Source organism: Cellulomonas sp. C5510, from assembly GCF_019797765.1.
Classification (GTDB): Bacteria; Actinomycetota; Actinomycetes; order Actinomycetales; family Cellulomonadaceae; genus Cellulomonas.
In genome coordinates this window covers 2,619,674-2,632,737 of the sequence record NZ_CP081862.1, presented here as the reverse complement: position 1 = coordinate 2,632,737, position 13,064 = coordinate 2,619,674, and the positions used below count along the sequence as shown (strand labels likewise).

Below are 13,064 nucleotides of genomic sequence, written 5' to 3'. Positions count from 1 at the left end.
TGCCCGGCCTGCGCGGGCTCGGCTCGCGCCCCGCTCGGCCGCGCGCACGTCCGACGGACCCGCCCTCTGCGCTTGCACGGCCGACCCGCCTGTCGTGCGCGTGCGTACGGCTCCGCGCACCTGCTCGCCGCGTCCGCCCCGCGCGTGCGGCGCGGGAGCTGGGGGACAATCGACGCATGACCGCTGTTCCCGTCGCCCCGGCCGCGCCCGCGACCGACCGCCCCGTGCTGCCCCCGCTGCGCATCGGGCCGCTGTCGGTCGACACCCCCGTGGTGCTCGCCCCGATGGCGGGCGTCACGAACGCGGCGTTCCGGCGGCTGTGCCGGGAGTCGGGCGCGGGGTTGTACGTCGCGGAGATGGTGACGTCGCGCGCGCTGGTCGAGCGCGGCGAGGAGTCGATGCGCATCATCTCGCACGCCCCGGACGAGCGACCGCGCTCCGTGCAGGTGTACGGCGTCGACCCCGCGACCGTCGGTGCGGCGGTGCACCTCATCGCGTCGGAGGACCGCGCCGACCACGTGGACCTCAACTTCGGGTGCCCGGTGCCGAAGGTCACGCGGCGTGGCGGCGGGTCGGCCCTGCCGTGGAAGCGAGGGCTGTTCGAGTCGATCCTGCGCGCCGCCGTCGACGCGGCCCGCCCCTACGGCGTCCCGGTGACCGTGAAGATGCGCAAGGGCATCGACGACGACCACCTGACGTACCTGGAGGCCGGCCTGGTCGCCCAGGACCTCGGCGTGGCGGCCGTGGCGCTGCACGCGCGCACGGCCGAGCAGTACTACTCCGGCACCGCGGACTGGGAGGCGATCGCCCGCCTCAAGGAGACCGTGACCGACATCCCGGTGCTCGGCAACGGGGACATCTGGTCCGCCGAGGACGCGCTGGAGATGGTGCGGCGGACGGGGTGCGACGGCGTGGTCGTCGGGCGCGGCTGCCAGGGGCGCCCGTGGCTGTTCGCGGACCTCGCAGCGGCGTTCGCCGGAGCGCCGGAGCGCATCCGGCCGGGCGCGCGGTACGTGGCGCAGGTGATCCGTCGGCACGCCGAGCTGATGGTCGAGCACTTCGGCGACGAGGGGAAGGCGCTCCGCGAGCTGCGCAAGCACATGGCCTGGTACTGGAAGGGCTACGTGGTGGGCGGCGAGCAGCGGGCGGCGCTCGGGCTGGTGTCGTCCCTCGCGGAGCTGGACGACCGGCTGGCGGCGCTCGACCTCGACCAGCCGTACCCCGGGGAGGCCGCCGAGGGCCAGCGCGGCCGGGCCGGCACCCCGAAGCGCCCGCACCTCCCGGACGGCTGGCTGGACTCCCGCGAGCTGTCCGAGGAGTTCCGCCGCGCCCTGCACGAGGCCGAGCTGAGCGTCTCCGGCGGCTGACCCGCCCGCGACCCGAGCCCCGCGCGCACCCGCGCACCCGCCCGCCCGCGCGCTGTCGAGTCCGCCGAGAGTCCAGGACACGCCCGGATCCGCGCGCGATCGATCGGCGTGTCCTGGACTCTCGGCGGGTCTGCGCGTGTGGGCGCGTGCCGGCACTGCGCTGCGGCCGCAGTTGCAGGGCGATCCGGACCGCGGTCCGGGTCGAGAGGCCAGGACACGCCCGGATCCGCGCGCGATCGATCGGCGTGTCCTGGACTCTCGGTGGGTCTGCGCGTGGGTGCGAGCGCGCGGGCGGGTGCGCGAGCACGCAGGTTGCGCGCGGGCGCAGGTTGCGCGAGCACGCAGGTTGCGCGCGGGCGCAGGTAGCGCGCGGGCGCGAGCGCGCGGGCGGTCAGCGGGTGCGGAGCCAGACGGTCGTGTCCGCGGGGAGCTCAGCGCCCGCCGGGGCGTCGCCCGGCAGGCCCGAGGCGAGCAGCAGCTCGGCGCCGTCCGGCAGGGGCACCGGGGCCGAGCCGAGGTTCGCGACGACGAGCACGTCCCCGTTGCGCACCGCGATCACGTGGTCCTGGCCGTCGTACGCCGGCTCCCACGCCGCCCCGCCCGTCCCGAGGCCCTCCGCGCGACGCAGGCGCAGCGCCGCCCGGTACAGCTCGAGCGTGGACCCCGGGACGCCGTCCTGGGCATCCGCCGCGTACGCCGCCCACGACGCGGGCTGCGGCAGCCAGGTGTCGCCGGTGGCCGAGTACCCGAACCCTGGCTCCTGCGCGGACCACGGCAGCGGCACGCGGCAGCCGTCCCGGCCGAGCTCGGCGCCGCCCGTCCGGAAGTACGCCGGGTCCTGCCGCAGCGCGTCGTCGAGCGCCGTGTGCTCGGGCAGGCCGAGCTCCTCGCCCTGGTACAGGTACGCCGAGCCGGGCAGCCCGAGCAGCAGCAGGGTCGCCGCCCGGCCGCGCCGCAGGCCGAGCTCCTCGTCCGGCTGCTCGTCCGCGGCGCCGATCCCGTTGGGCCGCGAGGTGGGGTCCGGCAGGCCGAGGCGGGAGTGGTGCCGCACGACGTCGTGGTTGGACAGGACCCACGTGGTGGGGGCGCCGACCGAGTCGTTCACGGCGTACGACGCCGCGATGACCCGGCGCAGCGCCGGCGCGTCCCACCCGGTGGCCAGGAACGCGAAGTTGAACGCCTGGTGCATCTCGTCGGGCCGGACGTACCGGGCCAGGCGGGACAGCGGCTCGACCCAGGCCTCGGCGACGAGCATCCGGTCGCCGTCGTACTCGTCGAGGACCGCCCGCCAGGAGCGGTAGATCTCGTGCACGCCGTCCTGGTCGAACATCGGGCCCTGGTTGCCGGAGCCGCTGACGGCGTCGGCGGGGTCCGCGGCGTCCCCGTCGTCGCTGCCCTCGATCATCGACACGTGCCCGTCCCAGTCGGGCAGCCCGTCGGCCTTGACCATGCCGTGCGCGACGTCGACGCGGAAGCCGTCGACCCCGCGGTCCAGCCAGAACCGCAGCACGTCCTCGAACTCCGCGCGGACCTCCGGGTTCGTCCAGTCGAGGTCCGGCTGCTTGGAGTCGAAGAGGTGCAGGTACCACTGGCCGTCGTCGACGCCGTGCTGCTCGGGGGTGAGCCGCGTCCAGGCGGGGCCGCCGAAGATGGAGTCCCAGTTGTTGGGCGGCAGGGAACCGTCCGGACCGCGCCCGTCGCGGAACAGGTACCGCGCGCGCTCGGGCGACCCGGGAGGCGTGCGCAGCGCCTCGGCGAACCAGGCGTGCTCGTCGGAGGTGTGGTTCGGCACGAGGTCGACGACGACGCGCAGCCCGAGGTCGTGCGCGCGGGCGAGCAGCGCGTCGAAGTCGGCGAGCGTGCCGAACAGCGGGTCGACGTCCCGGTAGTCGGCGACGTCGTAGCCGGCGTCCGCCTGCGGGGAGCGGTAGAACGGCGACAGCCACACCGCGTCGACGCCGAGGGCGGCGAGGTGGCCGAGGCGCGCGGTGATGCCCGGCAGGTCGCCGATGCCGTCACCGTTCCCGTCGGCGAACGAGCGCGGGTACACCTGGTAGATCACGGCGTCACGCCACCAGGGGCCGTCGGCGGCGTCGGGGTGGTGGACCACGGCGGGGGCGGTCAGGGCCTGGGGGAGGACAGCGGTCACGGCGGTGCCTTCGGGGTCGCGGGCGGGTGCGGTGTGCGGGGACGGGGTGCGGGTCGGCGCGGGGTGCTCCGGCCGCGGGGGCAGGGCGGGGCGGTCGGGTCGTGCGGTCAGGCGCTCGCGCCGGGCTCGCGCGGCGCGGCGCCGGTGGATCCCCGGACGATCAGCTCGGGGTGGATCAGCAGCTCGGCCCGGGGGGCGGGCGTGCCGGCGATCTCGCTCATGAGCGCCTGGACGGCGGCCTGGGCCATGGCCTGCACCGGCTGCCGGACGGTCGTGAGCGGCGGGTCGGTGAACCCGATGAGGGGCGAGTCGTCGTAGCCGACCACCGACACGTCCCCGGGCACGTCCAGGCCCCGGGACCGTGCGGCGCGGATGGCGCCCAGGGCCATGAGGTCGGACCCGCAGATGATCGCGGTGTGCCCGGAGTCGAGCAGCTCGTGCGCAGCCTGGACGCCGCCCTCGACGGTGAACAGCGTGGCGACGACGTGACCGGACGGGTCCTCGATCCCGAGCCGGTCGCGCAGCAGCTCGGCGAACCGCGCGTGCTTGCGTCGTGCCGGGACGAACCGGGTGGGTCCGGTGGCCAGGCCGATGGACCGGTGCCCGAGCGCGAGCAGGTGGGTGAACGCCTGGTCGACGGCCACCGCGTCGTCGGTGGCGACGGCGGGGGCGTCCACGTCGGCGGCGCGTCCGTTGACCAGCACGATCGGCAGGCCGCGGCCCCGTAGCGCGTGGTAGCGCTCGGTCGAGGCCGTGGTGTCCGCGTGCAGGCCGGAGACGAACACGATGCCGGCCACGTCGTGGTCCAGGAGGATCTCGACGTAGTGGTCCTCGGTGGTGCCGCCGGGGGACTGCGTGCAGAGCAGGGGCGTGTACCCGCGGCGCGTGAGCATCGACTCGACGGACTGCGCCATGGCAGGGAACACCGGGTTGGACAGCTCGGGAACGACGAGGCCGACGAGGCCGCTCGAGCGTGTCCGGAGCTTCTCGGGCCGCTCGTACCCGAGCACGTCGAGGGCGGCGAGGACCGCCTCCCGCGCCTGGGTCGACACGCCGGACTTCCCGTTGAGGACGCGCGAGACCGTCGCGGTGGAGACCCCCGCCTGGTCGGCGAGGTCCGTCAGGCGGGTGCGCACGGTGGCGAGCGTAAGGGACACCGGGCCTCCTCGTCCTGGGTGGTTCACGTGCAGGGCTGAGCCCGGGCCGGCGCCGTCCTCGGTGCGGGCGGTCGTCACTGTACGCACGTGCTGAAACTTGCTGCAAGGCCTTGCGAAGCCGGTCGGATCGGCGTTAGCGTCCAGCCCCGTCAAGCCGTGGCCGGCACAGCTGCCGCCCGGCAACCTTCCTGCGATACGGAGACGACGATGCGACGGAGCATCCCCGTGCTGGCGACCGCTCTGGGCCTGTCCCTGGTGCTCGCCGGCTGCTCGGGCGGCGGCGACGAGCCCGCGAGCGGCGACGAGCCCACGAAGCCGGCCGAGTCCGCCGGCACCCTCACGGTCTGGGTGGACGACACGCGGTCCGGCCCGGTCAAGGAGGTCGCGCAGACCTTCGAGGCCGACACCGGCGTGACCGTGAAGTTCGTCCAGAAGGACTTCGGCGACATCCGCGACGACTTCATCTCGCAGGTGCCGACCGGCCAGGGCCCGGACATCATCGTCGGCGCCCACGACTGGCTCGGGAAGCTCGTGCAGAACGGCGTCGTCGCGCCGATCGAGCTCGGCGACAAGGCCGGGGACTTCCTCGACGTCGCGATCGACGCGATGAGCTACGACGGCACGCTGTACGGCCTGCCGTACTCGGTGGAGAACATCGGCCTGGTGCGCAACAACGCGCTGGTGAGCGAGCCGACGCCGGACACGTTCGACGCCCTGGTCGAGCAGGCCAAGGCCGCCGGCACGGAGCACTCGGTCCTGATCCAGCAGGACGAGACCACCGGTGACCCGTACCACCTGTACCCGCTGCAGACGTCGTTCGGCGCCCCGGTGTTCGCCACCGACGACACCGGCGCGTACGACGGCTCGCAGCTCGCGATGGACACCGAGCAGGGCCGGGCGTTCGCGGCGTACGTCGGCAAGCTCGGCGCCGAGGGCGTGCTGAAGACGACGGTCTCCGGCGACATCGCCAAGGAGGCCTTCCTGGCCGGCCAGGCGCCGTACATGATCACCGGCCCGTGGAACGTCGGCGACTTCGTGGACGCCGGCATGGACGTCTCCATCGAGCCGATCCCGTCGGCAGGCGGCCAGGAGTCGCAGCCGTTCGTCGGCGTCCAGGGCTTCTTCATCTCGGCCAAGAGCGAGAACGCGCTGCTCGCCAACGAGTTCGTCGTGAACTACCTCGGCACCGAGGACGTCCAGCTCGCGCTGTACGAGGCCGGCGGCCGCGCCCCGGCGCTCAGCGCGGCGGTCGACACGATCGCCGACGACCCGGTCGTCGCGGGCTTCGCCGAGGTCGGCAAGAACGGCGTGCCGATGCCGTCCATCCCCGCGATGGACTCCGTCTGGTCCGACTGGGGCGCCACGCAGGTGGCGATCATCAACCAGCAGGGCGACCCGGGCGAGATGTGGACGCAGATGTGCGCGTCCATCGCCGCCAAGATCGCCGCGGCCTGACCGGCCCCGCGGCCTGACCGGCCCCGCCGGGCGGGCGGTGCGCCGCCCGCCCGGCACCCCCTCGTCGGACCCCCTCAGCGTGGAGTGAGCATGAGCCGCACGACGACGCCCCCCGCGGCGTCCCCCCGATCCCGGACGGCCCGCGGACCGTCCGCCGGCCCCGCCGGCCCGGACGGGCCCCGGGGCCCGCGGACCTGGATCGGCGCCCAGACGTTCTCGGCCGGCTTCGTCGTCAAGCTCGTGCTCGTCGGCCTGGTCGACGCGCTCGGCGTGTACGGGGTCCTGGCGTCCGCGGCGCAGCAGCAGTGGGGCGTCCTGGCGTTCCTCGTCGCGGCGCTGCTCGTCGTCAACCTCGTCTACTTCTCGCGCCGTGCCGTGCCGGGCAAGTACCTGGTGCCCGGGCTGGTCTTCCTGCTCGTCTACCAGGTGTTCGTCGTGGCCTACACGGGCTGGACGGCGTTCACGAACTACGGCGACGGCCACAACTCGACGCGGGAGGACGCCGTCGAGGCGATCCTCGTGCAGGACGAGGCCCGCGTCCCGGACTCGCCGACCTACGCCCTGTCGGTCGTCACGCGCGGCGACGAGCTGGCCTTCGCCGTCGTCGACCCCGAGGGGGACGCGCTGGTCGGCGCGACCGAGCAGCCGCTGGAGCCGGCCGACGGGGCCGACGTCGAGGGCGGCCGGGCCGTGGCGCTCGACGGGTACGACGTGCTCGACTTCGCGCAGGTCGTCGCGCGGCAGTCGGACGTGTTCGCGATGCGGGTGCCGCTGTCGGACGACCCGAACGACGGCAGCCTGCGCACCACGGACGGCTCCGCCGGCTACGTGTACGCCTCCACGATGGTCTACGACGAGGCCGCCGGGACGATCACGGACACGACGACCGGCACCGTGTACACGGCCGACGAGACCGAGGGGTCCTTCGTCGCGGAGGACGGCACGGCGCTCGGCACCGGCTGGCGGGTGTTCGTCGGGCTCGAGAACTTCTCCCGCGTGCTGGCCGACCCCTCGCTGCGCGGCCCGTTCGTCGGCGTGCTGCTGTGGACCTTCGGGTTCGCGATCGGCTCGGTCGTCCTGACCTTCGGGCTCGGCCTGTTCCTCGCCATCACGCTGAACGACTGGCGCGTGCGGGGCCGGACGGTCTACCGGTCGCTGCTGATCCTGCCGTACGCGTTCCCGGCGTTCCTGTCCGCCCTGGTGTGGCGCGGCATGCTCAACCGCGACTTCGGGTTCGTGAACCAGACGCTGCTCGGCGGCGCGGAGATCCCGTGGCTGACGGACCCGGTGCTGGCCAAGGTCGCGGTGCTCACCGTCAACCTGTGGCTCGGCTTCCCGTACATGTTCCTCATCTGCACCGGGGCGCTGCAGTCGATCCCGCACGAGGTCTACGAGGCGGGACGGCTCGACGGTGCGAAGCCGTGGCGGATGTTCCGGTCGCTGACGATGCCGCTGCTGCTGGTGTCGACCGCCCCGCTGCTGATCTCGAGCTTCGCCTTCAACTTCAACAACTTCAACGTCGTCTACCTGACCACCGAGGGCGGGCCGCAGGACCTGTCCGCGCCGGTCGACGTCGGGGCGAGCGACATCCTCATCACCTTCGTCTACAAGATCGCGTTCGGCGGCGTGAACCGGCAGTACGGCCTGGCCTGCGCCATCTCGATCCTCATCTTCCTGATCGTCGCGACCGTCTCCGCGATCAGCTTCCGCAAGACCCGCGCGCTCGAGGAGCTGGGCTGACATGGCCACCGACCAGACCACCGCCGTCCGCGGCACCCGCGGCTCCCGCACCGCCCCCGACGCACCCCGGCGCCTGTCGCCCCGCCGCTGGTGGCGCGAGGTCGGCTGGCGGCACGTCGTCGCCCTCGTGGCGCTCGTGTTCGCGATCTTCCCGATCCTCTACATCGTGTCGTCGTCGCTGAACCCCAGCGGCTCCCTCACGGGGTCGAACCGGCTGTTCGGCACGGTGGCGCTCGACAACTACGTCGACCTGTTCACCGACCCCGTCCACCCGTACGCGAAGTGGTTCGTCAACACGCTCGTCATCGCCGGCGTCACGGCGGTCGGCACCGTGTTCCTCGGGGCGTGCGCGGCGTACGCGTTCTCGCGGTTCCGGTTCCGCGGGCGCCGCGGCGGCCTGCTGTCGCTGCTGCTGATCCAGATGTTCCCGCAGCTGCTGGCCTACGTGGCGATCTTCCTGCTCATGGTCATGCTGCGGGACCTGTTCCCGGCGATCGGCCTGGGCAGCCGGCTCGGCCTGATCCTCGTCTACCTCGGCGGGGCGCTCGGGGTGAACACGTACCTCATGTACGGGTTCTTCAACACGGTCCCGCGCGAGCTGGACGAGGCCGCGACCCTGGACGGCGCCAGCCACGCCCAGACGTTCTTCACGATCATCCTGCGCCTCGTCGCGCCGATCCTCGCCGTCGTGGGCCTGCTGTCGTTCGTCGGCACGTTCTCCGACTTCCTCATCGCGTCGATCGTGCTCGTCGACCCGGACAAGCAGACGCTCGCCGTCGGCCTCTACCAGTACGTCAGCCAGCGGTTCTCGGAGTACTGGGGCGTGTTCGCCGCCGGTGCCGTGCTGGCCGCCGTGCCCGTGATCCTCCTGTTCCAGTTCCTGCAGCGCTACATCGTGTCCGGTCTCACCGCCGGCTCCGTGAAGGGATGAGCATGGCCACCACGACCACCGTCCCCGCCCCCGCCCGGCGCCGTGACACCCGCCCGGCCGGCCACCTGCTGGACGTGCCGCACCACGACGGCAGCGAGCTGTTCGCGCCGCAGGAGGTCCCGTCGCTGGGTGACGTCGTCCCGGTGCGCCTGCGGGTGCCCGCCGGCACGCCGGAGCGCGGCGTGTGGGTGCGCACCGTCCGGGACGCCGAGCCGCACATCGTGCCGGCGCGCCTCGACCGCGAGGAGGGCGGCGAGCGCTGGTACGTGGCCGAGGTACCGGTGCACAACCCGGTGACGTCGTACCGCTGGCTGCTCGACGAGCCCGGCGGCTACCGCTGGCTGACCGGGCGGGGAGCGTTCGACCGGGACGTCACCGACGCGGGGGACTTCCGGCTGACCGTGCACCCCGGCGCGCCCGCGTGGGTGTCCGACGCGGTGGTCTACCAGATCTTCCCGGACCGGTTCGCGCGGTCCGGGACCGAGCGGGCGTTCCCCGACTGGGCCGTGCCCGCGGCGTGGGACGAGGAGCCGGTCGGACGCGGCCCGGCGACCCCGGTGCAGCTCTACGGCGGCGACCTGCCCGGCATCGAGCAGCGGCTCGACCACCTGCAGCGGCTCGGCGTGGACACCGTGTACCTGACGCCCGTGTTCCCGTCCCGGTCCAACCACCGGTACGACGCCTCCACGTTCGGGCACGTCGACCCGCTGCTGGGCGGCGACGAGGCGCTGGCTTCGCTGAGCCGCGCGCTGCACGGCCGCGGCATGCGGCTCGTCGGCGACCTCACGACCAACCACACCGGCGACGCCCACGAGTGGTTCCGGCGGGCCTCGGCCGACCCGGCGGCGCCGGAGCGCGAGTTCTACTACTGGGACGGTTCCGAGCGCGGGTACGCCGCCTGGCTCGACGTGCCGTCGCTCCCCAAGCTGTCCTACCGCTCCCGTGAGCTGGCCCGCCGCCTCGTCGACGGCCCGGACTCCGTGATCGCCCGGTGGCTGGCCGAGCCCTACGCCCTGGACGGCTGGCGCATCGACGTCGCGAACATGACCGGCCGGTTCGGCGGCGACGACTTCGCGCACGAGGTCGCGCGTGCGGTGCGCGCGACGATGGCGGCCGCCAACCCGGACGCGGTGCTGGTCAGCGAGCACTTCCACGACGCCGGCGGCGACCTCACGGGCGCCGGCTGGCACGCCAACATGAACTACGGCGCGTTCACCAAGCCGGTGTGGACCTGGCTGGTGGACCCGGCGACCACGCTCGACTTCCTCGGCATCCCGACGACGATCCCGCGCCGCAGCGGGCCGTCCGCGGTCGCGACGATGCGGGAGTTCGACTCCACCGTGCCGTGGCGGGTGACGCGCTCGCAGTGGAACATGCTCGGCTCGCACGACACCCCGCGGCTGCGGACGGTGGTCGGCAGCCGCGAGCTGGTCGAGGTCGCCGCGGGGCTGCTGTTCACCTACCCCGGGACCCCGGCGCTGTTCGCGGGCGACGAGGGCGGGCTGACCGGCTGGAACGGGGAGAACGCCCGCGTCCCCATGCCCTGGGACGCCATCGAGGGCCGCGACCCCGGCCGCGGTCCCCGGTGGGACGCCGCGACATTCGACGTGTACCGGCGCCTCATCGCCCTGCGCCGGTCCAGCCGCGCGCTGCGCGAGGGCGGCCTGCGGTGGGCCGTCGTCGAGGACGACGCCGTCGCGTACCTGCGGGAGACCGCGGACGAGCGGGTGCTGGTGCTCGCCGCGCGGGCGCCCTGGCGCGGGGCGACCCTGCCCGGGCGCCTCGTGTCCGGCGCGGAGAACCTGTACGGCGGCGCCGACCTGCGCGTCGACGCCGGCGGGGTGCACCTGCCCGGCGACGGTCCCGGCGTGCAGGTCTGGCGGCTGGCGTGACCGCGGGGCCGGGCGCCGGCCCCGTCGTCACGCCCGAGCGGCTGGTCGACGACCTGCGGGCGCTCGGTGTCCGGCCCGGGGGCGTGCTGCTGGCGCACGTCAGCCTGTCCTCGCTCGGGCGGGTCGTCGGGGGCGCCGAGGCCGTGGCGCTCGCGCTCGAGACCGCGCTCGGACCGGACGGCACGCTCGTGGTGCCGACCCAGAGCTGGCAGCTCTGCGACCCGGCGTACCTGGCGGATCCGAGCGTGCCGCGCGCCGCGTGGGAGGCGGCCCGCGCGGCGCTGCCGCCGTACGACCCGCGGACCACGCCGAGCCGGTCGATGGGCGCCGTCGCGGAGGCCGTGCGCACCCGGCCCGGCACGCTGCGGTCCGGGCACCCGCACCGGTCGTTCGCCGCGCGCGGGCCGCTGGCCGCCGAGGTCGTCGCGCGCCACGACCTGGACGACCCGGTCGGGGAGGGGTCGCCGCTGTCGGCCGTGCACCGGCGCGACGGCCAGGTGCTGCTGCTCGGCGTGGACCACGACAAGAACACCTCCCTGCACCTCGCCGAGGCGCGCTCCGGAACGGCGACCGCCCGCGTCCCGAACGCGGCCCCGCTGCTCGAGCGGGGCCGCCGGGTGTGGGTGCCGTTCACCGAGCCCGTGGTGGACGACAGCGACTTCGTCGCGGCCGGGCGGGACTTCGCGGCGGCCGGGCGCGAGCGCACCGGTGCCGTCGGCCGGGCCACGGCGCGGCTCATGGACCAGCGGGCGCTCGTCGCGCACGCGGCCGCCTGGTTCGCGCGCACCCGGCCGGCGCGTGCGGACGGGTCCGGCGGGCCGGGGTCGGGTGCCGGGCGAGGCTGACCCGCCTGCCGGGACGCCGCCCGCCCGGGGTGCCGCCCGCGCGGGCCGCCGCCCGCCCAGGGCCCGGCCTCTCGCGGCCGCTCGATAGGCTGGGCCCGTGACCCCTGACCAGCCCGACGGCTACGTGGACGCCGACCGGGAGCGGTGGGTCGCCGAGGCGCCCAAGTCGCGGTCCCGGACGCCGTTCGAGCGCGACCGCGCCCGCCTGGTGCACTCCTCGGCGCTGCGCCGGCTCGGCGCGAAGACGCAGGTCCTCGGCCCCTCGACCGACGACTTCGTGCGGACCCGCCTGACGCACACCCTGGAGGTCGCGCAGGTCGGGCGCGAGATCGGCAAGACGCTGGGGTGCGACCCGGACGTCGTCGACACCGCGTGCCTGGCGCACGACCTCGGGCACCCGCCGTTCGGGCACAACGGCGAGCGGGCGCTGGCGTACCTGGCGCGCGACATCGGCGGGTTCGAGGGCAACGCGCAGACGTTGCGGCTGCTGACCCGGCTCGAGCCGAAGGTCGTGGCGGACGGCGTCGCGGTGGGGCTGAACCTCACGCGCGCGAGCCTCGACGCCTCGGTGAAGTACCCGTGGGGCCTCGGCGAGGGGCCGCTGTCCGCGACCGGCCGCCCGACGCACAAGTTCGGCGTCTACGCGGACGACCTGCCGGTGTTCACGTGGCTGCGCGACGGCGCACCCGAGCAGCGCAAGTGCCTCGAGGCGCAGGTCATGGACCTCGCGGACGACATCTCCTACTCCGTGCACGACGTCGAGGACGCCGTGGTCGGCGGGCGGTTCGACCTCGCGGTGCTCACCGTCCCGGACGAGCGCGCCCGCGTCGCCGAGTCCGTCCGCACCTGGTACGGCGACGCGATCGACGCGGCCGGCCTGGAGGCCGCGATGGACCGGCTGGTCGCCGCCGACCTGTGGCGCCCCGGGTTCGACGGCTCCCGCGGCGCGCTCGCGGCGCTCAAGGACACCACGAGCCAGCTCATCGGGCGCTTCGCGCGCGCCGCCCAGCTCGCGACGCGGGAGGTCTACGGGCCGGGCCCGCTGACGCGCTACGCCGCGGACCTCATCGTCCCCGACACGACGACGGCCGAGATCCTGGTGCTCAAGGGCCTCGCCGTGACCTACGTGATGGCGCCGCGCGAGCTCGAGCCGCTGTACCAGCGGCAGCGGGAGATCCTCGCGGACCTGGTGCACGTGCTGTCCGAGCGCGCGCCGCTCGCGCTCGAGCCCCCGTTCGCCGCGGACTGGAAGGCGGCCCCCGACGACGCCGCCCGGCTCCGTGTCGTCGTCGACCAGGTCGCCTCGCTCACCGACGTGTCAGCCGCGGCCTGGCACGCGCGCCTCGCGCCGCCCCCGCGGTACTGACGCGGCGAACGCAACCTCCAGGGCCCGTCGTGCGTGTACCTGGTGCGGCAGACGGCCGGGTGCGGGAGCTGGGAGACCTGCTGACGCGGCCGTACCGCGGGGACGCACGCCGCCGGGGGGGAATCGTCGGCATTTCACCCGTCCGCGGCGGTCGCGTGGTCC

Annotated in this window: 9 protein-coding genes; 7 read left to right on the top strand and 2 right to left on the bottom strand. The window is 74.5% G+C overall.

The annotated features are described in order from the left end of the window. Positions 1–176: 176 nt before the first annotated feature. On the top strand, positions 177–1,367 hold the full coding sequence (gene dusB / locus K5O09_RS12160) for a tRNA dihydrouridine synthase DusB (protein ID WP_222169791.1): 1,191 nt from the start codon (positions 177–179) through the stop codon (positions 1,365–1,367). Positions 1,368–1,758: 391 nt separating this feature from the next. Here the strand turns inward: dusB and K5O09_RS12155 are convergent, their stop codons facing one another. Continuing rightward, positions 1,759–3,516, bottom strand: coding sequence for a glycoside hydrolase family 13 protein (locus K5O09_RS12155; protein WP_222169790.1), 1,758 nt, complete (start codon positions 3,514–3,516; stop codon positions 1,759–1,761). A 107-nt stretch (positions 3,517–3,623) separates the two neighbouring features. Further along, the gene (locus K5O09_RS12150; protein ID WP_222169789.1) at positions 3,624–4,673 is read right to left on the bottom strand and encodes a LacI family DNA-binding transcriptional regulator; all 1,050 of its coding nucleotides are present in this window, start codon (positions 4,671–4,673) and stop codon (positions 3,624–3,626) included. Between the two features lie 207 nt (positions 4,674–4,880). Here K5O09_RS12150 and K5O09_RS12145 point away from each other — a divergent pair, with 207 nt between their 5' ends. The 6 genes from K5O09_RS12145 (at position 4,881) to K5O09_RS12120 (ending at position 12,902) form a co-directional block, all read left to right on the top strand. Further along, complete coding sequence (locus K5O09_RS12145) at positions 4,881–6,128, top strand: maltose ABC transporter substrate-binding protein (RefSeq protein WP_222169788.1); 1,248 nt, start codon at positions 4,881–4,883, stop codon at positions 6,126–6,128. A gap of 90 nt (positions 6,129–6,218) precedes the next feature. Further along, on the top strand, positions 6,219–7,868 hold the full coding sequence (locus tag K5O09_RS12140; protein WP_222169787.1) for an ABC transporter permease subunit: 1,650 nt from the start codon (positions 6,219–6,221) through the stop codon (positions 7,866–7,868). Position 7,869: 1 nt separating this feature from the next. Continuing rightward, positions 7,870–8,799: a sugar ABC transporter permease gene (locus K5O09_RS12135; RefSeq protein ID WP_222169786.1), complete on the top strand. Its 930-nt coding sequence runs from the start codon at positions 7,870–7,872 to the stop codon at positions 8,797–8,799. 2 nt (positions 8,800–8,801) lie between these two features. Next, on the top strand, positions 8,802–10,691 hold the full coding sequence (locus K5O09_RS12130; RefSeq protein ID WP_222169785.1) for a glycoside hydrolase family 13 protein: 1,890 nt from the start codon (positions 8,802–8,804) through the stop codon (positions 10,689–10,691). Next, the gene (locus K5O09_RS12125; RefSeq protein WP_255595364.1) at positions 10,688–11,536 is read left to right on the top strand and encodes an aminoglycoside N(3)-acetyltransferase; all 849 of its coding nucleotides are present in this window, start codon (positions 10,688–10,690) and stop codon (positions 11,534–11,536) included. Before K5O09_RS12130 ends, K5O09_RS12125 begins: the two co-directional genes overlap by 4 nt. Before the next feature lie 97 nt (positions 11,537–11,633). Beyond that, positions 11,634–12,902, top strand: coding sequence for a deoxyguanosinetriphosphate triphosphohydrolase (locus K5O09_RS12120; RefSeq protein WP_222169784.1), 1,269 nt, complete (start codon positions 11,634–11,636; stop codon positions 12,900–12,902). Positions 12,903–13,064 lie beyond the last annotated feature (162 nt).